The sequence below is a fragment of the Enterobacter cloacae complex sp. 2021EL-01169 genome (assembly GCF_020733125.1).
In the GTDB taxonomy this organism is placed as follows: domain Bacteria; phylum Pseudomonadota; class Gammaproteobacteria; order Enterobacterales; family Enterobacteriaceae; genus Enterobacter; species Enterobacter roggenkampii.
In genome coordinates, this window is the sequence record NZ_JAJFTC010000001.1 from 483,283 (window position 1) to 508,979 (window position 25,697).

Below are 25,697 nucleotides of genomic sequence, written 5' to 3' on the forward strand. Positions count from 1 at the left end.
AGTATACTGGCAGAATACATCACGCCTGAGAAAACAGAGATGGAACAAGCGCATACCCGGTTAATCGCTCATCTGAATGAACGGATCGCCGCGCCCGATAACACGCCGCTGTACCTGAAGTTTGCCGAAACGGTAAAAAACGCGGTGCGCAGCGGGGTGCTGGAGCACGGGAATATTTTGCCCGGCGAGCGCGATCTGAGCCAGTTGACCGGGGTGTCGCGCATTACCGTGCGTAAAGCGATGCAGGCGCTGGAAGAAGAGGGCGTGGTGACGCGCGCCCGTGGCTATGGCACGCAAATCAACAATATCTTCGAATATTCGCTTAAAGAGGCGCGCGGTTTTTCCCAGCAGGTGGTGCTGCGCGGCAAGAAGCCGAATACGCTCTGGGTCAACAAGCGGGTGGTGAAGTGTCCGGAAGAGGTGGCCAACCACCTGTCGATCTCCCCGGACAGCGAGGTCTTTTTGCTCAAGCGCATTCGCTATGTCGATGACGATGCGGTGTCGATTGAAGAGTCCTGGGTCCCCGTCGGGTTAATTCCCGACCCGGATGCGATTGGCATTTCGCTCTATGACTACTTCCGCAGTCAGAATATCTACCCGCAGCGCACCCGCTCAAGGGTGAGCGCCCGCATGCCCGACAGCGAGTTTCAGACGCACATTAAGATGGATGAAAAAATACCGGTGCTGGTGATCAAGCAGGTCGCGCTTGACCAGCAGCACCGGCCGATTGAGTACAGCATCAGCTACTGTCGCAGCGATCTATACGTCTTTGTGTGCGAGGAGTAGTGCCTCGCGCGTCGGGGCGCAATCGCCGCCGCGGTGGCTGACCACCCATGACGCCACGGCATTCCCCAGCAGAACGGCATCTGCCAGTGACCATCCCGCAGCCAGCCCGGCCAGCGTGCCGCCCGCGTGGCTGTCGCCTGCACCAATGGTATCCACAACCGTCGCCGGAAACGCCGGAACAACGCCCGAGGCGTCACCGTCATACCACGTAGCACCGTCTTTATCATGGCGCACGATCAGCGCGGCGCCAAAGCGCTGCTGCCACACTTCACCCAGGTTTTCAGCCTCCACACCCAGTCTTTCAGCCGCGAGCCCCGCTTCCTGACGATTGAGCGACACGATTGGCCTGCAGGCCATGATTCTCTCCATCAGCGCATCAGGAACATCCGCGATGCGTGGGCCGAAATCGATAAAGGCCGTCACGTCCTGTAATCCCTCCAGCCAGCCTGTCAGCAGCTCGCCGCACGGCGAGGCCAGCTGGTAGCCGGAGAGATAAACCAGGCTGTTTTGCGGAACGTGAAGCGCATCCAGCCAGCGCTGCTGCCACTGGTTTTCCACGCCGCTAAAGGACATAAAGGTGCGCTCGCCGTCTGGCTCCACCAGCGCCAGACACCAGCCGTTGTCGCCGGTTTCAGCCTCTACGGCGCTGTGCAGATCCTGCTTCGCCATGGCGTTGCGGATAATATCCGCCCAAACGCCATGGCCGACGGGAAGGGCATTTTGCGCGGCGATCCCGAGGCGTTTCAGGGCGATGGCAATGTTCAGCGCGCAGCCGCCAATATTCACGCCCTGCTGCTTAAGTTCGATATCGCACCCGCGCCAGGGCAGGGCGTAGGCGTCGGCGATGACGTCAATCACCGCGGCGCCCAGCACCGTCATCGGGCGCGTGGCGTGCAGATTTTCGAGACGTTGGGCAAATGCCTTCATACGCCCTCCCTTTGCTCCCTGAAGTGCAGCAGTTTCTCGCAATAATGGCCGAAGTTGAGCTGGTTGACGGCGTCGAGTTCGGCTTTGAGCGCCGGATCAATCGCCTGCACGCCGTGGAGCGCGCCGCAGATGGCCGTCGCCATGGCGCCAATAGTGTCCGTATCACCGCCCAGATTGGCGCATAAGATGGCGCAGCGGTTCGGGTCGGTTCCCGCCAGTTCCACCATTGCAATGGCCGCCGGAACGGACTCAATGGTGCTGGTTCCCGCGCCAATCAGCTGATAAACCTGCTCGCTGGCGGACTCAATACCGTTGGCTTCCCGTACGGTCTTAAGCGCCAGCTCAATACGTGCCGCCAGCGACGCGCTGAAGGTGGTGGTTTTCATCTCCTGCGCATAGCGGGCGATCCCCGGCAGGGCATCAACGATGTTCTGCCAGCTTTCGCAGTCGATGGCGCGGGAAACCGCCCAGGCAATCACCACCGCGCCGGCAATCGCGAGGTCCGATTTATGGGTCGGGCTGGAGGCCTGCGCCACCTGTTCAACAAAGTGTTCCAGCCGCGTCGCCGGGAGCAGGCAGCCCAGCGGGGAGGCGCGCATCGCCGCCCCGTTGGTTACGCCGTTGTTCTCCAGCGCGCTGACCGGCTTCCCGTCTCGAATCGCATTCAGCGCGATTTTGGAAGTGGGGCCGAGCACGTTCTTGTTGAACGCGTCGAAATCGAGCGCCCAGTTCAGGATATGCTTGCCGATAACGTCCGCATTAATTTCCCCGTCGCACTCGATAATCGCATCGGCCAGGCACAGCGCCATTGAGGTATCGTCGGTGAACTCTGCCTGCCTGAAATAGCAGGCCGCGTTATTTTCTGCCGGGCCGGGTAAAAAGCGGTCGATCCAGCCGAAGTGCGCCTTGACGCGCTTTCTCGGCCACAGCTCCGACGGCATGCCCATCGCATCCCCTAACGCCTGCCCGTAAAGGGCACCGAGAATACGTTCTTGTTTCATTTAACTTCCCCTTGTGTCAGCGCGGCATCGCCATCAACCACCGCAATTGCAGCGATCTCTTTGTCCGATTCGCGGAAAAACAGCATAAACAGCACGGCAATCACGGCAATCATGATTGCGCCAAATGTCCACATTCCGGCCCAGTTGAAGGTCAGTCCCTTCACTGGCTCTTTGTAGGCGAACATTTTTTCCATCATCACGCCGCCCAGGCGGTAACCCAGCAGGCTACCAAAGCCCTGACAGCAGAGCGTAATCAGGCCCTGCGCGGCGGTGCGCATATGCACCGGCGCTTTTTTATCCACGTAGATATACGCGGTGACGTAGTAGAAGTCGTAACTCACGCCGTGCAGCAGAATGCCGAGGAACAGCAGGGCGTAGGTGAAGTACTGTTCCGCACCGCCGTAAATGAAGAACCCGTAGCGGATGGCGGCGGTAATCAGACCCAGCAGTAAGACCTTCTTAATACCAAAGCGTTTGGTAAAGAACGGCAGCGCCAGCATAAAGAAGATTTCAGAGAACTGGCCGAGCGTCATCCAGCCGGTGGCGTTTTTCATCCCCACTTCAGTGAGATAGCCGTTGGCGAAAATGTAGTAGAAGGCCAGCGGCATGGCGAACAGGAACGAGCAGAAGAAGAACACGAGGAAGTTTCTGTCGCGCAGCAGGATCAGCGCGTCCAGCCCCAGCATCACTTTGAAGTCCAGCTTGCCGGTGCTCTTCGGCGGCGTATTCGGCAGGAACAGGGCAAAGACGCCGAGCAGGGCGGAGCTGGCGGCGGTCATCAGCAGGGGAATATTAGTATCGGAGATATCGCTATAGCCCAGCATCTGCGGCAGGAAGCCGCACGCCAGCCCGGAGGCGATCCAGCCGAGGGTGCCCATCACGCGGATACGCGGGAAGTCGGCCTCGACGTCGTCCACGTTCGCGAAGGCAATGCTGTTGGTCAGCGCGATGGTGGGCATGTAGGTCAGGGAGTAAACCAGCAGCAGCGGGAAGAAGGTGCTGAACTGGGTTTGCTGTGCCGCGAAGTACATCAGAATCGCGCCGGCAAACATCAGCACCGCCAGTACTTTCTGTGCGGCGAAGAAGCGGTCCGTCAGCGATCCGACAAGAATTGGGGAGAGGATAGCGGCAATGGCGGTACAGGCATAAGACCAGCCGATTTCCCCGGCGGTAAAACCGCTTTTGCTCAGCCACAGCCACAGCGGCACAAACCACGCGCCCCAGATAAACCATTCAACAAACATCATGAATGACAGTTGGACTTTCGTTTTCATTTTTTAATCCTGCATGTCAGAGAGGGTACGCCTTTAACATACCATTCAATAATACCTTTTAAATACCTTTGTGGCGATTGTTTGATCAATGTAACAGTTTTGTTGTACACGAATCGAGCCAGCAGATTGTGCTGAAAAAAATTGCAAAGGGTGGAAAATCTGTTAAGTCGGTACCAGGCTTAGTCTGCCCATAAAAGATGGGACTGGATAAACGCACACCGACATGACGTCGAACTTACGGGAGTATCACATGACTGATATTGCGCAGTTGCTTGGCAAAGACGCCGACAGCCTTTTACAGCATCGTTGTATGACCATTCCAGCCGACCAGCTTTACCTGCCTGGTCATGACTACGTTGACCGCGTGATGGTCGATAACAACCGTCCGCCTGCCGTGCTAAGAAATATGCAGACGCTCTATAACACCGGGCGGCTCGGCGGCACCGGATATCTCTCTATTCTGCCGGTAGACCAGGGCGTTGAGCACTCGGCGGGCGCCTCCTTCGCGGCGAATCCGCTCTATTTCGATCCGAAGAACATTGTTGAGCTGGCGATTGAAGCGGGCTGTAACTGCGTGGCGTCCACCTACGGCGTGCTGGCCTCCGTCTCGCGTCGCTATGCCCACCGCATTCCGTTCCTCGTGAAGCTGAACCACAATGAAACCCTGAGCTACCCCACCGAATATGACCAGACGCTCTATGCCAGCGTCGAGCAGGCGTTCAATATGGGGGCGGTTGCCGTTGGGGCGACCATCTATTTCGGCTCAGAACAGTCTCGTCGTCAGATTGAAGAGATCTCTGCGGCGTTTGAGCGCGCGCACGAGCTGGGTATGGTGACCGTGCTGTGGGCGTACCTGCGCAACTCGGCGTTCAAAAAAGACGGCGTGGATTACCACGTGTCGGCTGACCTGACCGGCCAGGCGAACCATCTGGCGGCGACCATTGGCGCGGATATCGTGAAGCAGAAAATGGCCGAGAATAATGGCGGATATAAAGCAGTGAACTTTGGTTACACCGATGACCGCGTTTACAGCAAACTGACCAGCGATAACCCGATCGACCTGGTGCGCTACCAGCTGGCGAACTGCTACATGGGCCGCGCAGGGCTGATTAACTCCGGCGGCGCGGCGGGCGGCGATACTGACCTGTCAGACGCGGTGCGTACTGCGGTTATCAACAAACGCGCGGGCGGCATGGGGCTGATCCTTGGCCGTAAGGCGTTTAAGAAATCGATGGCTGACGGCGTGAAGCTGATCAATGCGGTGCAGGACGTCTATCTGGACAGCAAAGTCACGATTGCCTGACCTGAGGGCTAAGCGTAGGCCGGGTAAGGCGTAGCCGCCACCCGGCAATACCATCAGCGCAAAAGCACACAGTCTGGCGGCAACCGACACTGCAGCGCGCCGGGCAACACCTCAATGCGGAACTGCGTCCCGCTGAGCGGTTCCCCGTCGAGGTTAAAGGTCATCCCGTGCGGAGCATTTACCTCAAACCATGCGGATTTCCCGTCAATGATATTCGGACTCTCTTCCGGCTGCGTCAGCGTGGTAAACAGCGCGGGCAGCAGGCCGTCGCCCGTGAAAATCCTCAGCTGTAGCTGACCGTCATTGATCAGCGCCTCCGGGCACAGCTGCTGCCCGCCGCCTGCCTGACGCCCATTGCCAATGCCAATGACCAGCGCGTCGCCCTGCCACTGGAAATCTTCGCCGCGAATTTCGCAGCGGTCAGGCTTGAGGGTATCCATGCGCATCAGACCGTGGATCAGATACGACACGCCGCCCAGCGCCGCCTTGAGTTTTTCCGGCGTTTCGCTGGTGATGCGCGTGCCGAACCCGCCGGTGGCCATATTGATAAAGCAGGTTTTGTCATTCACCTGCGCAATATCTACCGCGGTCGCTTTACCGAGGATCGCCAGCTGAAGCGCTTTCTCTAACGCCTCGGGGATCCCGGCGCTGGTGGCAAAATCATTGGCGGTGCCGAGCGGTAAAATACCCATCACCGGGCGGTCTGCCGGGGGCAGGTCGATCAGCGCTGACGCGATCTCATTGATGGTGCCATCGCCGCCGCCGGAAATGATGGTCTCAACGCCAAGCCCGAGGGCTTCATTGATATAGCGTGCCGCGTCGCCTTTTTCCCAGGTTACCCTTACGTGGATGCGCGCCCCGTCGTCACGCAAACCCTGAATGGCCTGACGCAGCAGATCGTTGCCTGCACTTTTGCCGTTGAGAATCAATAAACTGTCTGGATAGGTTGCCATCCGCGCTGCTCCCTTTTTTAGCGTTAGTAAGAGTGTATAGCAGAGAGGGAAAAAGCGGGTAAGAACAGGATGAAAGGAACAAAACAGGCACAAAAGCGCGTTACACTTCAGCGATGAGCTTAATGTAATCACAGGAAAGTGATGATGAATAAAATTTTGGTAAGCGCTTGCCTGATGGGCTTCAGGGTCCGTTATAACGGAAGTGAAAAAGCGCGAATGAACGCGCAACTCGCTCGCTGGCAACAGGAACAACGTCTGGTTATCCACTGCCCTGAATTGGCTGCCGGGCTGCCTGTACCGCGTCCTCCGGCAGAGATTAAATTCGCTGATGGCAAAGACGTGATGAACGGGCAAGCCAGAATTATGGAAAATACCGGGCAGGATGTGACCGTACATTATCAGCTTGCAGCCTGGCTTGCGCTACGCGCTGCTCAGGCGTCGGGGTGTAGCGCTGCATTGCTAACCGATGGCAGCCCAACGTGCGGCAGTGAGTTTATTTATGACGGATCTTTTCGCGGTATACAGAAAGCGGGGAGGGGGGTTGCTGCGTCGTTGCTCGCTGAGAATGGGATCGCCGTGTTCTCAGAGAAGCAAATCGACGAACTCATTGCCTGGATTGAGAAGAGAGAAGGCAAAAAATAAGCCCGCGTAAGGGAGATTACGCAGGCTAAGGAGGTGGTTCCTGGTACAGCTAGCATTTATGGGTTATGTTTTTCAGCGGGGGGATAATACCCGTATTGAACGAAGCGGTATGTGATCCGATTCTAAGAATTATCCCAGCGCGAAAAAATTTCCCTGATTAACTATTTGCCGTGTGGATTACGTGTGCTTTCACCGTTGAAGTTACGCATCAGCAGCGCGAACGTCAGCTCCACTTCTTCCGGAACCGGCAGCCAGACGGTGTGCCCGTCGCCCGGCGCGACCTCAATCGCTTCGCCTTTGCCGTTTTCCAGATGCTCCAGCGTGAAGTTCATGTTGCCCTGCGGGGTCATCAGCTCCAGGCTGTCGCCTTTGGTAAACTTGTTTTTCACCGCCACGGCCGCCAGCGCGCCTTTGCGCTCGCCGGTGAAGTCTCCGACAAACTGCTGGCGCTCGGAAACGGAGTAGCCGTGCTCGTAGTTCTGGTAGTCGTCGTGGGTGTGACGGCGCAGGAAGCCTTCGGTATAGCCGCGGTGCGCCAGGCCTTCCAGCGTTTCCAGCAGGCTGGTATCGAACGGTTTACCGGCTGCCGCATCGTCGATGGCTTTACGGTACACCTGCGCGGTACGCGCGCAGTAGTAATAGGATTTGGTGCGCCCTTCAATCTTCAGGGAGTGCACGCCCATCTGGGTCAGGCGCTCAACGTGGGCGATGGCGCGCAGATCCTTCGAGTTCATGATGTAGGTGCCGTGCTCGTCTTCAAAGGCGGTCATGTACTCGCCCGGACGTTTGGCTTCTTCAATCATAAACACGCTGTCGGTTGGCGCGCCGATGCCCAGCGTAGGCTCAACGTTGGTCACCGGAATAGGCTCATGCTTGTGGACGATGTTGCCGATGTCGTCCTCTTTGCCTTCCTGGACGTTATATTCCCAGCGGCAGGCGTTGGTGCAGGTGCCCTGGTTCGGGTCGCGCTTGTTGATATAGCCGGAGAGCAGGCAGCGGCCGGAGTAGGCCATGCACAGCGCGCCGTGAACGAAGATTTCGATTTCCATATCCGGCACCTGGGTGCGGATCTCTTCGATCTCTTCCAGCGAAAGCTCGCGGGACAGGATGACGCGGGTCAGCCCCATCTGCTTCCAGAACTTCACCGTCGCCCAGTTGACGGCGTTAGCCTGTACGGAGAGGTGAATATCCATCTCCGGGAAGTTCTCCCGAACCAGCATGATTAAACCCGGGTCCGACATGATCAGCGCGTCCGGCCCCATATCCACCACCGGCTTCAGGTCGCGGATGAACGTTTTCAGCTTGGCGTTGTGCGGCGCGATGTTGACCACCACGTAGAATTTTTTACCCAGAGCATGCGCCTCGTTGATGCCGAGCTGCAGGTTCTCGTGGTTGAATTCGTTATTACGCACGCGCAGCGAGTAGCGCGGCTGGCCCGCATACACGGCGTCGGCGCCATAGGCGAAAGCGTAACGCATATTTTGCAGCGTTCCCGCCGGGGAAAGGAGTTCCGGTTTAAACATGTTTGTTCTCGTTCTGATGACAGGTCAGATCCGCGTGCACCTGGTGCAGCGGTAAGGGGAGATCCCCCACATTAAGGGCGGGCATTGTAGCGCTGCGGGGCAGGGAGGTAAAGTTATTGTGCCGGGTGGCGGTTTCGCCTTACCCGGCCTGGATTGACCAGCGGCTCACTAGGCAATCCTGCACGCATCCGCTTCCCAGCGATACCCCACGCCATACACCGCGCGGATAAACGACTGCTCGGCGTCCAGCGCCTCCAGCTTGCGGCGCAGGTTTTTGATGTGGCTGTCGATGGTGCGGTCGGTCACCACGCGGTAATCGTCGTACAGGTGGTTCAGCAGCTGTTCACGCGAGAAGACTTTTCCCGGCTCGTGGGAGAGGGTTTTCAGCAGGCGGAACTCCGCAGGCGTCAGGTCCAGCAGCTTGCCGCGCCAGCTCGCCTGGAAGCGGCTTTCGTCGACGATCAGCGGGCTTTGCGCATCGAGCACCTGCAATTCACGCTGCGGCTTACAGCGGCGGAGGATGGTTTTCACGCGGGCGACCACTTCACGCGGGCTGTAGGGTTTGCAGATATAATCGTCCGCGCCGATTTCGAGCCCCAGCAGGCGGTCAATCTCTTCAATTTTGGCGGTGACCATGACGATCGGTACGTCGGAGAAGCGGCGAATTTCCCGGCACAGGGTCAATCCATCAACCCCTGGCAGCATTAAATCCAGCAGGATCAGATCCGGCGGAGTCTGGCGCACGTACGGCAGCACCTGGTCGCCGTGGCCGATCAGAGACGGGGCATAGCTGGCCGCGCGTAAATAGTCGATCAGCAGCTGTCCCAGCTTGGGTTCGTCTTCGACGATCAAAATGCGCGGCGTGTTTTCGTCAATCGGTAACTCGGTCATACTTCTCTCGATAAATCCCGTTCCAGAGGTAACTCTACTGTAATGCTAACCCCGCCAAAAGGCGAATGGGCGGCGCGGATCGTGCCATTATGCGCCTCGACGATGTTAACGCAAATCGCCAGCCCCAGGCCGGAGCCGCCGCTGGCGCGATTGCGGGAGCCTTCGGTGCGGTAAAAGCGCTCGAACAATTTTTCCAGCTGCGCGTCCTGCACGCCGGGGGCGGAATCCGCGAAGGTGAGGGCAAAGCGCCCGTTGTCCTGCCTGCCGGAGATATGCAGCCCGCCGCCGCTGTCGGTGTAGCGCAGGCTGTTTTCCAGCAGGTTGTTGAACAGCTGCATCAGCCGATCTTTGTCGCCAAACACCACCGCGCTGTCCGGCAGGGAGAGGTCGATTTTCAGGTTGCGGCTGGCAAAGCGCTCGCGGAAGGCGCCGCTTGCCACTTCCAGCACGTTAATGACGTCTACGGGCGCCTTCTGGTAGGCCAGCGCGCCTTCGTCGGACATGGAGAGCTGGTGGAGATCGTCCACCAGCTTGGTGAGCGTGCCCACCTCCGCCTGCAGGGAAGCCACCGATTCGGGCGTAAACTGGCGCACGCCGTCCTGAATGGCTTCGAGCTCGCCGCGCAGCACCGCCAGCGGGGTGCGCAGCTCGTGAGAAATATCGGCCATAAAGTCGCGGCGCATCTGCTGGTTCTTCTCCAGGGTGCTGGCGAGCTGGTTAAAGTCCTGCGCCAGCTTGCCCAGTTCGTCCTGGCTACGGGTATCGACGCGGGTGGTGAAATCCCCGGCGGCCAGCTTGTGCGTGCCCTCCACCAGCCGTTTCACCGGGGCGAGCAGACCGCGCGCCAGCGGGAAGGTGGCGAGCGCGGCGAGCAGCGTGGAGAGGGCGACAATCAGCCAGCTGGTCCGGCGCTGCTGACGGTCAAAGTTAATGTCGGTGTTGCGCGTCAGGCGCTCCACCGGCGAGGCGATCACCCAGCCAACGGTGGCGTTATTCACTTTAATCGCCCGACGGGTGCCGTCCGGCGGTATCGGCGCGCGCGGGCCAACCAGGGGGCGCATGTCCTGGTCGATCACCCAGAACTGGGTGCGCCAGCCGTGCGGCGGCATGCCCGGGCCCGGACGGTCGTCACCGGTATCGTGCTCCAGCGAGCGCAGGATCTGGAAAATAAAGCGGTCGTTATTGCGCAGAAAACGCCAGTTGCCGTGCTGGGCGTACTGTTCACTCAGCGCATCGCTTAAGCCCTGCAAACGCTGCTCATTGCCATGCTTGATGTAATCAATAAAGCCGCGCTCAAAGCTGACCCGCACCGCCCAGTGCATGGTGATCAGCAAAACGATACAGGTGGCAAAAATCGCCAGAAAGAGCTTGCCGGTAATACCCGGACGCCAGAATTTCATGAGCCACTCCTTTTGCCGCGCCTAATCACGACGTTCTTGCTGGTATCATCCGGCACGCGGGCGAAGATGAACGCGGGCAGGGCGATGATGACCGCCATGCTGAGGTAGGTATACATAAAGACCTGATGCGCCACCGGCGTGTCGACGCTGAGATGGTGCTGGCCGTACATGCCGAGCAGCAACCCCGCGATCGTCACGCCCACGCTCATGGAGAGCTGCATAATCATCGACAGCAGGCTGTTGCCGCTGCTCGCCAGATCGTCCGGCAGGTCCTTCAGCGTCAGGGTATTCATCGACGAGAAGCGCATGGAGTTGATGATCCCCTGGCAGAACAGCACCAGCGGCAGGACGTAGTACCAGCCCATCAGCGCCACGGCCATAAACAGCAGGCTGACCAGCGCCAGCCCCAGCGTGGCGGCCACCAGCACGTGACGGTAGCCAAAGCGGTTCACCACCTGTACCACCATGCGCTTCATCCCCATGCTGCCGAGCACCATTGGGATCATCATCAGGCCCGCGTGGAATGGCGAAAAGCCCATGCCAATTTGCAGAAACACGGGCGTCATAAACGGCAGCATGCCGCTGCCGACGCGTCCGGCAAAGCTGCCGAACAGCCCGAGACGGTAGGTAGGGTTTTTAAACAAGTTCAGGCTGAACAGCGCCTGGTCATTCCCACGAGCATGCCACAAATACCCTGCAATGGTGGAAATGCCGATAACCACCAGCAACCCGAGCATCAGGGTGGAAATCCCCAGCCCCTTTTGCCCGTCGAGTGCCAGGGTAAGCGTGGCCATGCCCGCCGCCAGCAGAATAAAGCCGAAGAAATCAAAGCGCCGGGTCTGCATTTTGTAGTTCGGCATCAGCGTCAGGGTGGCCATCGCGCCGATGATGCCTACCGGGAGATTGATTAAGAAGATCCAGTGCCAGGAGGCGTACTCCACCAGCATACCGCCCAGCGCAGGCCCAAGCAGCGGCCCCACCTGACCGGGCAGGGTGACAAAGGTCATCGCCGCCATGTACTGCTCGCGCGGCACAATCTTCATCACCGTTAGTCGCCCGACGGGCACCATCATCGCCCCGCCGATGCCCTGCAGCACGCGCGCCATGACCAGCTGGTCGAGGGTGTTGGCCTGCGCGCAAAATAGCGAGCCGGTGGTAAACAGCACGATGGCGGTAAAGAAGATATTCCGCACGCCGACCTTATCGGCCAGCCAGCCGCTGGCGGGCAGCATCACGGCAACCGTCAGCACGTAGGAGACTATCACCATGTGCATATGCAGCGGGCTCTCCCCGAGGCTTTTCGCCATGGAGGGGAGGGCGGTGTTGACGATGGTCGTATCCAGCGACTGCATAAAGAAGCCGAAGGCGACTATCCATAATTGCCAGCGAACGTTGCTGGGAAGCTCTGTCATTTATCCGGTCACCGTAGTTCTGTTTTTACGCGAAAAGCGCAGCCGCAGGCGGTCGAAGAACAGATAGACCACCGGCGTGGTGTACAGCGTCAGCAGCTGGCTCATCACCAGGCCGCCGACAATGGTGATCCCCAGCGGCTGGCGCAGCTCTGAGCCGTCGCCGCCCGAGATCACCAGCGGCAGCGCGCCAAACAGCGCCGCCAGGGTGGTCATCATGATCGGACGGAAGCGCAGCAGGCAGGCCTGGAAGATGGCCTCTTCCGGCGAGAGGTTGCCGTTGCGCTGGGCGTCCAGCGCGAAGTCCACCATCATGATGGCGTTTTTCTTCACGATGCCGATTAATAGCATGATCCCGATAAGCGCGATAAGGCTGAACGGCGCGCCGAACAGCTCCAGCGCCAGCAGCGCCCCCACGCCCGCCGACGGCAGCGTCGAGAGGATGGTCAGCGGGTGCACGTAGCTCTCATACAGCACGCCCAGCACAATATAGACCGTGGCGATGGCGGCCAGAATTAAAATCACCTGCGAGTTCATCGTCTCCTGGAATACCTGCGCGGTCCCGGCGAAGCTGCCGCGCACGGTGGACGGCACGCCAAGCTGGGTCATCGCGCGGTTGATCGCGTCGCTGGCCTCGGAAAGTGACGAACCGGCGGGCAGGTTAAAGGAGATGGTCGACGCCGCCGACAGCCCCTGGTGGTTCACCGACAGCGGCGCGTTGGCGGGCTGCCAGCTGGCAAAGTACGAGAGCGGAATCGCCTTGCCGTCGTTGTTAATCACAAACATTTTGTCCAGGGCGCTGATGTCCTGGGTGTAGCGCGGATCGACCTCCATCACCACCTTATACTGGTTCATCGGCTGGTAGATGGTGGAGATCTCGCGCTGGCCGAAGGCGTTATTCAGCAGGCTGTTGGCGGCTTCAACGTTGATGCCCAGCCGCGACATGGTTTCGCGGTCATAGGTCAGGGCCATCTCGGCGCCGTTGTCCTGCTGATCGGAGTTCACGTCCGCCAGCTCCGGCAGGGCGGCCAGCGCCTTGCGGATCTTCGGCTCCCACTCGCGCAGGGCGGCTAAATCATCCGAGAGCAACGTGTACTGATAGCTGGCGTTCGCCTGTCGCCCGCCGACGCGGATATCCTGAACGGCCATCAAAAACAGGTTGGCTCCGGGCTCTTTGGCGAGCTTCACCCGCAGGCGGTCAATCACCTGCTGGGCGGTTTCGTTGCGCTCGCCGCGCGGTTTCAGGGTAATAAACATCATCCCGCTGTTGACGCGCGACCCGCCGGTAAAGCCAGTGACGTTATCCACGGCTTTGTCTTCACGAATGATCTTCATAAAGTCCTGCAGCTTGCCGCGCATCGCCTGGAAGGAAATGCTCTGGTCCGCCTGAATGCCGCCCATCAGCACGCCGGTATCCTGCTCCGGGAAAAAGGTTTTCGGGATGGAAATATACAGCCACACGTTGAGCACGATGGTGCCGATCAGCACCAGGCCGACCAGCCTTGTGTGGTTCAGCACCCACTTCAGCGATTTGCCGTAGCCCTCCTGCATTGCCATCAGCACGCGGCCAAAGCCTTTGCGGCGCGGCTGCGAGTGCGGCTTGCTGCGCTTGAGCATCCAGCCGCACATCATTGGCGTGAGCGTCAGCGAGATAATCAGCGAGATGCCGATAGCCACCGAAAGGGTGACGGCAAATTCGCGCAGCAGCCTGCCCGGCAGCCCGCCCATCAGCAGCAGCGGCAGAAAGACCGCGACCAGCGACAGGCTCATGGAGAGCACCGTAAAGCCCACCTCGCACGTGCCCTGCAGCGCGGCCTGCAGCGGTTTCACGCCCGCTTCCAGATGGCGGGAAATGTTTTCCAGCACCACGATGGCGTCATCCACCACGAAGCCGGTGGCAATCGTCAGGGCCATCAGCGACAGGTTGTTGAGGCTAAACCCGCACAGGTACATGGCGGCAAAGGTGCCGATCAGCGAGACCGGCACGGCCACCGCCGGGATCAGCGTCGCGCGGCCGGATCGCAGGAACAGGAAGACCACCAGGATCACCAGCGCGACGGAGATCACCAGCGTTTGCTCCACCTCTTCCAGCGAGGCGCGAATCGTCGGGGAGCGATCCTGAGCAATTTGCAGATCGATTGCTGCCGGGATGGTCTCCTGCAGCTCCGGGAGACGGGCGCGAATGCTGTTCACTGTCTCGATAATGTTCGCTTCCGGCAGCTTGCGGATCATCAGCAGAATCGCCGGCTTGGCGTTGGTCATCCCGGCGTTGCGTACGTCCTGCACCGAGTCGGTGACGCTGGCCACGTCGCTTAAGCGCACCGCCGCGCCGTTGTTGTAGTGAATAATGAGCGGCTGATATTCCGCCGCGGTTTTCAGCTCGTCGTTGGTGTGGATCTGCCAGCGGTGGCTGTTGTCCTCTATCGCCCCCTGCGGTTTGCGCACGTTGGCGTTGCTGATGGCGGAGCGCACGTCATCCAGCGACACTCCCTGGTTAAACAGCGCCTGCGGGTTTAACCCCACGCGCACCGCGGGCAGGGAACTCCCGCCGACGCTCACGTCCCCGACGCCGTTAATTTGTGAGATGGTCTGCGCCAGCTGGGTGGACGCAAAGTCGTACAGCTGCCCCTGCGAGTACGTATCCGAGGTCAGCGTCAGGATCATGATCGGCGCGTCGGACGGGTTGGCCTTGCGGTAGGTTGGGCGGCTCGGCATCCCGCTCGGCAGCAGGCTCTGTGCGGCGTTGATGGCCGCCTGCACGTCGCGCGCCGCGCCGTTGATATCCCGGTCGAAGCTGAATTCCAGAATAATGCGCGTGCTGCCCAGCGAGCTGCTGGAGGTCATCTCGTTGACCCCCGCAATCCGCCCGAGCGAACGCTCCAGCGGCGTGGCAACGGACGAGGCCATGGTTTCCGGCGAGGCGCCCGGCAGCGAGGCGCTGACCATGATCACCGGGAAGTCCACCTGCGGCAGGGGGGCCACCGGCAACAGCCGGAAGCCCAGCACGCCGCAGAGGGTAATGGCGAGCGAGATGAGAATCGTCGCCACCGGGCGATAAATGAAGAGGGCGAAAAACTTCACTTATGCCTCCTCTTCACGTTTCGGGAAGCGGCTTTTGGTCCAGAGCGCCATGCGATCAAACAGCAGGTAGATCACCGGCGTGGTGAACAGCGTCAGCACCTGGCTCACCAGCAGACCGCCGACCATGCCGATACCCAGCGGACGGCGCAGCTCCGCGCCGACGCCCGTGCTGAGCATCAGCGGCAGCGCGCCCAGCAGGGCGGCCAGCGTGGTCATCAGGATGGGGCGAAAACGCAGCAGGCAGGCCTGGAAAATCGCATCGCGCGGCGACATGCCCTGCTCGCGCTCGGCGGCCAGGGCGAAGTCGATCATCATGATGGCGTTTTTCTTCACGATCCCGATGAGCAGGATGATACCGATGATGGCAATCACGTCCAGCTCGCTGCCCGCCAGCATTAATGCCAGCAGTGCCCCCACGCCCGCCGTCGGCAGGGTAGAGAGGATGGTGATCGGGTGGATAAAGCTTTCGTACAGCACGCCGAGCACGATGTACATCGCCACGACCGCCGCCACGATCAGCCAGATGGTGTTGCCCAGCGCGGCCTGGAACGCCAGGGTGCTGCCCTGGAACTGGGTCTGAATATCGGACGGGAAGCTGAGATCTTTCTCAGCCGCCTGAATGGCCTCCACCGCTTCACCCAGAGAGTAATTGTCCGGCACGTTAAAGGAGATGGTGGTGGACGGGAACTGATCCAGATGGTTAATCGACAGCGGGGTATAGCGTTCTTCCACCGTGGCAATAGCGTTCAGCGGCACAATGCCGCCATCTTTGCTGGTCAGGCGCACCGAGTCCAGCCCCGCCAGGCCGGGCGTGTTGTCGGTGTTGTGCTCCAGCACCACGCGGTACTGGTTCGCCTGGGTGTAGATGGTGGAGATCAGACGCTGACCGAAGGCGTTGTACAGGGCGTTATCCACGTCCGCCATGGTGATGCCCAGACGGCTGGCGGCGTCGCGGTTGACGTTCACGTACGCCGCCAGCCCTTTGTCCTGCCAGTCGCTGCTGACGTCGGCGAGCTGCGGCAGGGTTTTGAGTTTATCCACCAGCTGCGGCACCCAGGTGCTGAGCGCGTCCAGCGAGGTGGCCTGCAGCGTGAACTGGTACTGCGTGCGGCTGACCTGGGTATCGATGGTCAAATCCTGAATCGGCTGCAGGTAAAGCTCAACGCCCGGCACGCGGGCCACGGCGTTTTGCAGCCGCTCAATGACGGCGTTGACGCGATCGTCGCGCTCATCCAGCGGCTTAAGGTTGATCTGTAGACGCGCGCTGTTCAGCGACGGATTGGTGCCGTCGACGCCCACGTAAGCGGTCAGGCTCTCTACCGCCGGATCCTTCATGATGATGTCAGATACCTGCTGCTGGCGCTGCGCCATATTGGCAAAAGAGACCGACTGTGGGGCCTGAAGCGTGCCCTGAATAATGCCGTTGTCCTGGATCGGGAAGAAGCCTTTCGGAATGAAAATCCACAGCATCACGCTGAGCGCCAGGGTTCCCAGCGCCACGCCGAGCGTGGCCCACGGGTGGTTAAGGACTTTCGCCAGCACGCGACCGTAGGCGGCAATAATGCGCTCGAACATGCGCTCGGAGGCGCGCGAGAAGCGGTTTTGCTTGCGCAGGGACTCATGGCTCAGCATGCGGGCGCACATCATCGGCGTCAGGGTCAGCGACACCACGGCGGAGATCAGAATGGCGACCGCCAGCGTCACGGCAAACTCGCGGAACAGACGCCCGACGATATCGCCCATAAACAGCAGCGGGATCAGCACCGCAATCAGCGAGAAGGTCAGCGAGATAATGGTAAAGCCGATTTCCCCTGCGCCCTTCAGCGCGGCGGCCAGCGGTTTTTCACCTTTCTCGATATAGCGCGAGATGTTCTCGATGACGACGATAGCGTCATCCACCACGAACCCGGTGGCGATGGTGAGCGCCATCAGCGTCAGGTTGTTGATCGAAAAATCGAGGAACACCATCACCGCAAAGGTGCCGACCAGCGAGAGCGGTACGGCGACGGCGGGAATAATGGTCGCCGGAACGTTGCGCAGGAACAGATAAATGATCATCACCACCAGCGCAATCGCCAGCATCAGCTCGAACTGGGTGTCGGTGACCGACGCGCGAATGTTGGTGGTACGGTCGGAAAGCACCTTCACGCTGACCGACTTCGGCAGGCTTTCGATCAGCTGCGGCAGCATGGTGCGGATGCTGTCGGCGGTTTCGATGATGTTTGCGCCCGGCTGGCGCTGCACGTTCATCACGATCGCCTGCTGCTTGTTGGCCCAGGCTCCCAGCCAGCTGTTTTCCGCGCCTTGTTCTATGGTCGCCACGTCGCCCAGACGCACCGGTGCGCCGTTCTGGTAGGCGATAATCAGCTGACGATATTCGTCAGCGGACTCCATCTGGTCGTTCGCCGAGAGCGTGACGGCGCGGGTTGGGCCGTCCAGCGAGCCCTTCGCCGAGTTGACGTTGGCATTGCTGATGGCGCTGCGGATGGTTTCGCTGGTGAGGCCCAGCGCGGCGATGGCCTGCGCGTTCAGCTTCACGCGCACGGCGGGGCGCTGGCCGCCCGCGAGGGTGACGAGGCCGACGCCGGAGACCTGAGAAATTTTCTGCGCCACGCGCGTTTCGACCATGTCTTCGACCTGGGTCATCGGCATGGCGGAGGAGGTGACGGCCAGCGTCATGATCGGCGGATCCGCCGGGTTCACCTTGCTGTAGACCGGCGGGTTAGGCAGGTCTGACGGCAGCAGGTTGGTGGCGGCGTTGATGGCGGCCTGCACCTCCTGCTCGGCGACGTCCAGCGACAGCGTCAGCTGGAACTGCAGCGTCACGACGGACGCCCCACCGGAACTCTGGGAGGACATCTGTTTTAGCCCCGACATCTGGCCGAACTGGCGCTCCAGCGGGGCGGTGATGGCGGACGTCACGACATCCGGGCTGGCGCCGGGATAGAGCGTCACCACCTGAATGGTGGGATAGTCCACCTCGGGCAGCGCCGAGACGGGCAGAAAGCGATAGCCGATAATCCCGGCGAGCAGGATCGCCACCATCAGCAGCGTGGTGGCGACAGGACGGAGGATAAACAGGCGTGACGGCCCACCTGTGGAGCCTGGCGGCAGCACCTGCATCAGGAGGTCGCTCCCTGTTTCGCCGGTTCCACCACTTCCACTTTGGCCCCTTCGGTCAGACGGTCAATGCCGTCGGTGACCACGCGGTCGCCTGCGGAAAGCCCGGCGCTGATGACCACCGTCTGGCTGTCCTGGATACCGGTTTTCACCAGGTGCTTGCTGACCTTATTGTCGCTGTTAAGCACCCAGACAAAGTTACCTTCGTTACCCATCTGCAGCGCAGCGGTGGGGATCACGACCGCGTTTTCTTCGGTCGCCACCAGCATGCGCGCATTGACGAACTGGTTCGGGAAGAGGGCATCGTCCTGGTTGTTAAAGCGCGCCTTCAGCTTGATGGTGCCGGTGGTGGTGTCGATCTGGTTATCCAGACTGAGCAGGGACCCTTCACTCAGCTTCTGCGTGTTGGTGCGGTCCCAGGCTTCCACCACCAGGCCTTTACCGGCTTTTTGCGCCTGCATGACGGTCGCGATATCGCTTTCCGGCAGGGTAAAGACTAAATCAATCGGGTGGGTCTGGGTGATCACCACGATGCCCGTGGTGTCGCCGCTGGAGATTTGGTTGCCGATATCGACCTGCTTCAGGCCGACGCGTCCGTCAATCGGCGCGGTGATGCGGCTCCAGTCCAGCTGCAGCTGGGCGCTGGCCACCGCGGCTTCGTCCGCTTTGATCGTGCCCTGCGTTTCACTGACCAGCGACTGCTGGGTATCCAGCTCCTGACGGGACACCAGGTTTGTTTTCACCAGCTGCTGGTAGCGGGCTAAATCGCGCCGGGCGTTGGCGAGGGTCGCGTTGTCTTTCGCGAGCTGTCCCTGCGCCTGGGCAAGGGCGACCTTAAACTGGCTCGGGTCGATTTCCGCCAGCAGATCGCCCACTTTGACCTGCTGACCTTCCTGGAAGTGGATCGCGATGAGCTGGCCGTCGACGCGGCTGCGCACCGTGGCGGTGTTGGCAGCGGTAATGGTCCCGAGACCGGTGAGATAGCGAGGAACTGCTCTATTCACCGCCGTCGCCGCCTGAACCGGCGCCAGCGCGCCACCGCGCATGCCGTGACGACCTCCACCCGTTGGGCGCTGGGTCTGGCTGGTGGCGCCGGCCGGTGCGGCGGTGTTCGCGGATTGACTGTGCCAGTACCAGGCGGCGGCAAGGGCCACCACAATGATGCCAGCGGCGATTGCCCAGCGGGATTTGTTACTGCCTTTCATCGTTATACGTTCTCATCCTGAATACTTCGGGGAATGATACTAGTTTAGTCAGGCAACACAGCGGAAAAATGGAGGAAATATGGAAGACTGTCGGGAATTGTCTGAGTGTTGCCGGGTGACGCTTCGCTTACCCGGCCTACAAGGTAAATGCGAACGGCAACGGATGTTGCCGTTTTTGGTGTTTTGTGGGAGAGGGCACCAGACCGCACTACAACAACACACGTTTTGTCGGCCGGGTAAGGCGAAGCCGCCACCCGGCACAACCGCACTAGCTAAACATCACCTGCGCCCAGCGCGCCAGACCAGCGGTAACGGAGCCAAAGTCATCGCCACCCGCAACTGAAATGCCCGGCAGCTGTTCGGCCAGCGCTTTCTTAATCAGCGGTGAACGGGCGCTACCGCCGGTCAGGTAGATGACGTCCGGCTTCTCTTTGCCGTTCTCCTGCGCGAGCTGCACCTGTTCCAGAATGCGCTGCAGCGGCTGCGCGAGCGCCGTCTCCAGCCCGTCCTGCGAAATGGCGGTGGCCAGTTCGTCACTGATAAACGGCAGGGAAACCGCATGTTCAGCGCGGTCGGACAGGGCGATTTTGCTCTCTTCCGCCGTACGCACCACGCGGTAGCTCAGACGCTGACGCCACACTTTATAGAGCAGGGCGACCTTTTCGCCGTCCTGGGCATCGCGCACCAGATCGTTAAGGAAGCGGCCGTTGGCGGTGCTGTAAAAATCACTCTGCGCAGGCACGTCGTTGATGGCAATCGCGTTCCACCACGGCAGGATCGGCAGGGCGATGCCTTTTTCGGTTTGCCCCCCCATGCCGAGCAGCGGCATCAGGCTCTTGAAGGCCAGGGCGATATCCAGATCGTTACCGCCCACGCGGCAGCCGCTGTGCCCGAGCAGGCTGTTTTCACGATCGCGACGGCGATGCCACTGCGGCCCCATCAGCAGCAGCGAGCAGTCCGTCGTGCCCCCGCCGATGTCCACGACCAGCACGCGCTTCTCTTCCGTCAGCGTGGCTTCGAAGTCCAGCCCTGCGGCAACCGGCTCATACTGGAATACCACGTCGCGGAAGCCTGCGCGGTGCGCCGCGCGCTCCAGGATCCCCTGCGCCTGCTGGTTGGCCTCGTCGCCGCCCAGCCCCTGGAAGTTGATCGGGCGGCCAATCACCGCCTGGGTAATCGCGTCGGAGACCTGCGTCTGCGCCTGGTTGCGGATGTGCAGCATCATCGCACACACCAGATCTTCGAACAGCGCGACCTGCTGCGGCTTCAGGCCGCTGGCGCCGAGGAAGGATTTTGGCGACTTAACGAAGTAGACCTCTTCGGGGTCTTCAATGTAGTGCCCGAGCGAGGCGAGGCCGAACTGCACGCTGGAGGGCGTAACGTCGATGTCCTCCTCGCGGTTAAAGCTGACCGCACGGCGCAGCAGCGCCTGGGTCTCCGCCGCCGTGGCCGGAACCTGATGGTGGCGGAACAGCCACTCGCTCACCGCTTCACGCGTCGGTGCGCAGAGCATAGACGGCAGCAGCGTGCTCTCTTTTTCCATCTTCAGGAGCCGTGGCTGTCCGTCTTGCATAATCGCAACCGAGCAGTTTGCCGTACCGTAGTCAAATCCAATAAACACGATGAATCCCCATGCCGGTGAGAAGGGGCGAGACTTTAACGAAATGTCTGCATGGCGACAACAGGAATATGAAAGCAAGGCAAAACAGGGTCTTTACGTTTATGCTGATTACACTAAAAAAGGAGCAACGATGTATACCCTCACCTGGCTTCCCCCTTATGACTGGCAGTGGATGTTTGGTTTTCTTGGCGCGCGCGCGGTAACGGGCATTGAAACCGTCACCAACGATTACTATGAGCGCAGTTTTGCCTGCGAGGGGCATCAGGGGATTTTCCGCGTGACGCCGGATATTGCCAGCCATACGCTGAGCGTGACGCTCAGCCAGGGGTTAATTCCGGTTGCGCAGGCGTGTCTTGAACGCATCGAACGCCTGTTCGATCTCCGCTGTAACCCGCAGCAAATAGCAGAAACGCTGGGCGAACTCGGTGCTGCAAGGCCAGGCTTGCGTTTACCGGGGGCGATGGATGCGTACGAGCAGGGCGTCCGGGCGATCCTCGGGCAGCTGGTGAGCGTGGCGATGGCGGCGAAGCTGGCGTCACGCGTGGTGGCGCTCTGTGGCGAACCGGTGGCGGACTGTCCGGGCTATCTCTGCTTCCCCACGCCGCAGGCGCTGGCGGCAGCGGACCCGCTGGCGCTGAAGGCGTTGGGTATGCCGCTAAAGCGCGCGGAGTCGCTGATTCATCTGGCGCAGTCGGTTATCGACGGAACGTTTCCGCTTTCCCCGCCCGCGAATACAGAAGAGGGGATGAAGGCGTTACAGCAGCGGCCGGGGATAGGGCGCTGGACGGCAAATTATCTGGCCCTGCGCGGCTGGCAGGCGAAAGATGTGTTTCTGCCGGATGATTACCTGATTAAACAGCGCTTCGCCGGAATGACGCCCGCGCAAATTCGTCGTTATGCCGAACGCTGGAAGCCGTGGCGCTCCTACGCGCTGCTGCACATCTGGTATACCGACGGCTGGGCACCGTCAGTTGATGGCGAAATAGCTGGTGTTGAGCAGAAGATCTAATGGCTGCGGCTCGGCGATGGTGTCACCAAAGATAAAATCGATGCCGATGCCGGAGAGCGTATCCATCATGATGGGCTGGTTACAGGGGCCCGCGATAGTTTTCATTCCCACACGCTGGGCGTGGCCCTGAACAATGGTCACCATCATCTCATCCATCAGATTGCCATACACGTTGGTTACCACCTCTGCATCCAGCATCAGATAGTCGGCCATATTCGCGGTCAGGTGGGTAAAGACGTTCATGTCGCGTCCCACCTGGCTGAAGATCACGCGGCAGCCCGCCTGGCGAAGCTTTTGCAGACCCCGATGCAGGTTTTTATCCGGGTTGCACACCACATCGGCAGAGATAACCAGATGCAGCAGACGGCCCGGCATCGGGCTTTTATCCAGCAGGTCGAGCAGTTCATCGACCAGCGTCACGCTGGCTAAACCGGCCTCCGAGAGCGGCAGCGCCACGCCCATGCCTTTACTGGCGATCTGGGTGGCATAGGTGCGGAAAAACTCGCTAAAGATCCGTCTGTCGAGGGCGTGCAGAAGCTCAGGCTCCGCCAGACCCGAGCGGAAGGCATGCTCTTCCTGAACTTCGCCCTGGCTGGTCCACAGGCGTAACGACAGCAGCCAGAAATTACTGCTCTCCGGGATGCGCGGGGAGGCGACGCTGCGGGCAATCATCATCAGATGATTGTCTTTAATCATGTGCCACTGTTCATCAAGCGACATCATGCTGCGCGTGTGGTGATCCCGCTCCTGCTGGGGTTCATACACCGTCACAATGCCGCGCCCGCTGTTTTTTGAGGCGTAACAGGCAATGTCCGCCTGCGACATGATCTCCGACGCCTGATGGTTATTTTCATCAATCAGCGTGATGCCGGCGCTGGCGCCGATCCGGTGCAGGCGGCCTTCCCACATAAAGTGATAGTCGTTGATGGCATGAATCAGGCGACCGGCGATATAGCGCGCGCTTTCCAGGTTGCAGTCCGGTAACAGTAACCCGAACTCGTCCCCGCCCAGACGCGCCAGCACGTCGCTGGAGCGGAGCATGGTCAACATCAGGGAAGCCAGTTCCCGCAGCAGGGCATCACCCGCGGCGTGGCCAGCCGTGTCGTTGACGGCTTTGAAGCGATCGAGGTCGATAAACACCAGGGCATGGCGCTGGCGCGTTTCGCGAACGGTCTGCAAGAGCCGTTTGAGATGGTTTTCGAAGCTGACCCGGTTTGCCAGATGGGTCAGGGCATCGTGGGAGGCGCTGTAGCTTAGCTGGCGCAGCATTTTGCGCGACTCGGTGACGTCCTGAATGACGATCACCGAGCCAATATTCTGTCCATCCAGCGTGCTGAGCGGCGTAATGCTGTAGTGGATATCATAATTGCCGCCAGTACGGCAGTTCAGCACCACATCCTGATCGATATCGGAACGGGACATATCGCCGCTGTGAATATTCTCCATCAGCGGTCCTTTTTCACCGAAGGTAATGTGTAACACCTTCAGGATCGGCTGGCCGATAGCCTCGGTCTGCAGCCAGCCGCTCATTTTCTCCGCGACCGGGTTCATAAAGGTGACGTTCATGTTGATATCGGTGCACAGCACCGCTTCACCGATGGAGTCGAGGGTAATGTGCAGACGCTCTTTTTCCTGGAAGAGGGCCTCGTTAAGCTGCTTAACCTCGGTCATGTCCATGTTGATGCCGAGCAGCCGTTCAACTTCCCCCTGCTTATTGAGCACCCGGTTCGCCAGGGAGCGAATATGACGCACGCCTTCCTTCACGCGGATGCGGAATTCCAGCTTAAACGGCAGGCGGGAAATCAGGGAGTCCCGCAGCACCTGCTCAGCGTGGACGCGATCCTCCGGCAGCATCGTGTCGTGCCAGAGCTGCCAGGTGGGCTTGATGTGCGGCGGTATTTCATAGAGCTCAAACATCCGCTTATCCCAGCTGATAATGTCGGGTTCCAGATCCCACTCCCAGATGCCGATGCCCCCGGCTTCGTTAGCCAGCGTAATGCGCTCCATCAGGCGCTTATTGACCCATTCGGTCTGCTTCAGATCGTTAATGTCTTCAATCTGGGCAATAAAATAGAGCGGCGAGCCGTCGGCATGACGCACCACGGAGACGGCAAGAAGCGCCCAGACCACTTCCCCGTCGCGGGTGTAATAGCGCTTTTCGAGGGAGTAGGTATTGATCTCGCCGTTGACCAGCTGTTCGAGCTGCTCGAGGTCGGTATTCAGATCTTCTGGCCAGGTGAGCTGCTGGAAGGTCAACGACTGAAGCTCCGTCTGGCTGTAGCCGAGGAAATTGCACAGCGCCTTGTTAGCCTGAAGCCATTTGCCTTCAATGCTGACCAGCGCCATTCCGATGGCGGAATATTCCATCGCGTTACGAAAGCGCTCTTCGCTTTCGGTGATATGTTTGCGTTCGGCGCGGAAGGCGTACATCACCATGGTCATGACGTTAGCGGGCAGGAGCAGCATCAGGAACGGCAGCCAGGGGGCGTTCAGCATCGGCCCGGCGTGCTGGGTGGTCAGCGCCAGAGGATTGCGGGCAATCATCAGCGACACCACCATCACGGTGACCAGAAACACCATGAACGCTTCCATCCGCGGCAGGCGCACGGCGCTCCACATCAGCAGAACGATCACGCAGGTGAAGGGCCACGGCAGCCAGGTGATGGCTGCCCAACTGAGGGCTAACGTCACGGCCAGCGTGGTCAGCGTTTCCAGCAGCAATCGCGGGTCACGGTGGCGCAGCAGATAATGCGGCTTAAATAACAGCCCCAGTGGCACCAGTGCCAGCGCGCCAATGGCTTCTGACAACACCCAGACGAAGAAATTACGCAGGGGCTCAGAGCCGGGTGCCAGCAGAGACACCAGAATGCCGCCCATCAGTGGCGGCACCAGCGCGCTGCCGATGGCCACGCGGATCCAGTCGTTCAGATTCTGCAGCGGGTTGTACCACGGGAGCCATTTACGCAGGAACAGCGCGCCGATAACGGCCTCAATGACGTTGACCGCAGGGTAGATGAGGCTGACCGACCCCCAGGAGAACAGCATCCATGAGGCCAGAATATTGCCGAACGAACAGGCCAGGGCAATGCCCGGCCACATTTTTCCGGCATGGCGGTAAAACGCCACCATCATAATGGCGGTGGGAAACCAGAGCGGGGCCAGCAGGGTGCCGAAGCGGGTGAGCTCCAGCGAAAATAAGGTAAAGATAAAGGTGACCAGGCCCAGACAGACAAGTCGTAATAAAGGATGTGGGGTGGTCACCAAAACCCGCTGGTATTGTTTATTCATTACCGCTTTATCCAGAGACGCCATGCCGTCAGGGAAGAAGATGTCCGAACGCGTGAATTTGATAATTTGGTTTATGCTAGTACAAACAATTTACAATTCATATGGTGACCGCTCAGAATTTGACAACACAGACTTATTAAATACTTACTCCGTGAAAAAAAACGGGTAAGCGGCGAAAAAATGCGCATTTAAATTTCATTCAGGGAATAACTCGCCAGTTTTCGGTCAGTCTCGCAGAACCTGAGTATTCGACTGGTATCACGC

Annotated in this window: 17 protein-coding genes; 4 read left to right on the forward strand and 13 right to left on the reverse strand. The window is 59.9% G+C overall.

Going from position 1 to position 25,697, the window contains the following annotated elements; genetic code table 11:
* Positions 1–39: 39 nt before the first annotated feature.
* Complete coding sequence (locus LLF79_RS02195) at positions 40–786, forward strand: GntR family transcriptional regulator (protein ID WP_227879045.1); 747 nt, start codon at positions 40–42, stop codon at positions 784–786.
* On the opposite strand, the gene LLF79_RS02200 is transcribed toward LLF79_RS02195, so the two are convergent.
* From LLF79_RS02200 to LLF79_RS02210, 3 genes are read right to left on the reverse strand one after another with little or no spacing between them, the layout of a single operon-like run.
* On the reverse strand, positions 760–1,713 hold the full coding sequence (locus LLF79_RS02200) for a PfkB family carbohydrate kinase (RefSeq protein WP_227879046.1): 954 nt from the start codon (positions 1,711–1,713) through the stop codon (positions 760–762). The two genes, LLF79_RS02195 and LLF79_RS02200, sit on opposite strands and share 27 nt — an antisense overlap.
* Positions 1,710–2,714 (reverse strand): ADP-ribosylglycohydrolase family protein, encoded by a 1,005-nt coding sequence (locus LLF79_RS02205; RefSeq protein WP_227879047.1) that lies wholly within the window; start codon positions 2,712–2,714, stop codon positions 1,710–1,712. Before LLF79_RS02205 ends, LLF79_RS02200 begins: the two co-directional genes overlap by 4 nt.
* Positions 2,711–3,988 carry a nucleoside permease gene (locus LLF79_RS02210; RefSeq protein ID WP_227879048.1) on the reverse strand — a complete coding sequence of 426 codons (1,278 nt, stop codon included), beginning with the start codon at positions 3,986–3,988 and terminating at the stop codon, positions 2,711–2,713. Before LLF79_RS02210 ends, LLF79_RS02205 begins: the two co-directional genes overlap by 4 nt.
* 250 nt (positions 3,989–4,238) lie before the next feature.
* On the opposite strand from LLF79_RS02210, the gene fbaB reads away from it, so the two are divergent.
* Entirely contained in the window at positions 4,239–5,291 is a 1,053-nt protein-coding gene (fbaB, locus tag LLF79_RS02215; protein WP_008500869.1) for a class I fructose-bisphosphate aldolase, read from the forward strand.
* 53 nt (positions 5,292–5,344) lie between these two features.
* On the opposite strand, the gene yegS is transcribed toward fbaB, so the two are convergent.
* Positions 5,345–6,244, reverse strand: coding sequence for a lipid kinase YegS (yegS, locus tag LLF79_RS02220; protein ID WP_021241471.1), 900 nt, complete (start codon positions 6,242–6,244; stop codon positions 5,345–5,347).
* Between the two features lie 141 nt (positions 6,245–6,385).
* Between yegS and LLF79_RS02225 the strand changes: the two genes are divergently transcribed.
* On the forward strand, positions 6,386–6,886 hold the full coding sequence (locus LLF79_RS02225; protein ID WP_227879049.1) for a DUF523 domain-containing protein: 501 nt from the start codon (positions 6,386–6,388) through the stop codon (positions 6,884–6,886).
* 161 nt (positions 6,887–7,047) lie between these two features.
* Here LLF79_RS02225 and yegQ read toward each other — a convergent pair whose 3' ends face one another.
* The 8 genes from yegQ to yegD form a co-directional block, all read right to left on the reverse strand.
* Positions 7,048–8,409: a tRNA 5-hydroxyuridine modification protein YegQ gene (yegQ, locus tag LLF79_RS02230; RefSeq protein ID WP_058654335.1), complete on the reverse strand. Its 1,362-nt coding sequence runs from the start codon at positions 8,407–8,409 to the stop codon at positions 7,048–7,050.
* A 168-nt stretch (positions 8,410–8,577) separates the two neighbouring features.
* Positions 8,578–9,300, reverse strand: a complete 723-nt coding sequence (baeR, locus tag LLF79_RS02235; protein ID WP_227879050.1) for a two-component system response regulator BaeR — start codon at positions 9,298–9,300, stop codon at positions 8,578–8,580.
* Entirely contained in the window at positions 9,297–10,700 is a 1,404-nt protein-coding gene (gene baeS, locus LLF79_RS02240; protein ID WP_021241469.1) for a two-component system sensor histidine kinase BaeS, read from the reverse strand. Before baeS ends, baeR begins: the two co-directional genes overlap by 4 nt.
* The gene (locus tag LLF79_RS02245; protein ID WP_123923710.1) at positions 10,697–12,112 is read right to left on the reverse strand and encodes an MFS transporter; all 1,416 of its coding nucleotides are present in this window, start codon (positions 12,110–12,112) and stop codon (positions 10,697–10,699) included. Before LLF79_RS02245 ends, baeS begins: the two co-directional genes overlap by 4 nt.
* Entirely contained in the window at positions 12,113–15,190 is a 3,078-nt protein-coding gene (gene mdtC, locus LLF79_RS02250) for a multidrug efflux RND transporter permease subunit MdtC (RefSeq protein ID WP_227879051.1), read from the reverse strand.
* A complete protein-coding gene (locus tag LLF79_RS02255; RefSeq protein WP_227879052.1) occupies positions 15,191–18,313 on the reverse strand; it encodes an MdtB/MuxB family multidrug efflux RND transporter permease subunit in 3,123 nt (1,040 codons plus the stop codon). It abuts the gene before it with no gap.
* Complete coding sequence (locus tag LLF79_RS02260) at positions 18,313–19,515, reverse strand: MdtA/MuxA family multidrug efflux RND transporter periplasmic adaptor subunit (RefSeq protein ID WP_227879053.1); 1,203 nt, start codon at positions 19,513–19,515, stop codon at positions 18,313–18,315. Before LLF79_RS02260 ends, LLF79_RS02255 begins: the two co-directional genes overlap by 1 nt.
* Positions 19,516–19,783: 268 nt before the next feature.
* Positions 19,784–21,136: a molecular chaperone gene (gene yegD, locus LLF79_RS02265; RefSeq protein ID WP_227879054.1), complete on the reverse strand. Its 1,353-nt coding sequence runs from the start codon at positions 21,134–21,136 to the stop codon at positions 19,784–19,786.
* 130 nt (positions 21,137–21,266) lie between these two features.
* On the opposite strand from yegD, the gene alkA reads away from it, so the two are divergent.
* The gene (gene alkA, locus LLF79_RS02270) at positions 21,267–22,145 is read left to right on the forward strand and encodes a DNA-3-methyladenine glycosylase 2 (protein ID WP_039025011.1); all 879 of its coding nucleotides are present in this window, start codon (positions 21,267–21,269) and stop codon (positions 22,143–22,145) included.
* Here alkA and LLF79_RS02275 read toward each other — a convergent pair.
* Positions 22,104–25,433: a diguanylate cyclase gene (locus LLF79_RS02275; RefSeq protein ID WP_227879055.1), complete on the reverse strand. Its 3,330-nt coding sequence runs from the start codon at positions 25,431–25,433 to the stop codon at positions 22,104–22,106. The two genes, alkA and LLF79_RS02275, sit on opposite strands and share 42 nt — an antisense overlap.
* Between the last annotated feature and the right edge of the window lie 264 nt (positions 25,434–25,697).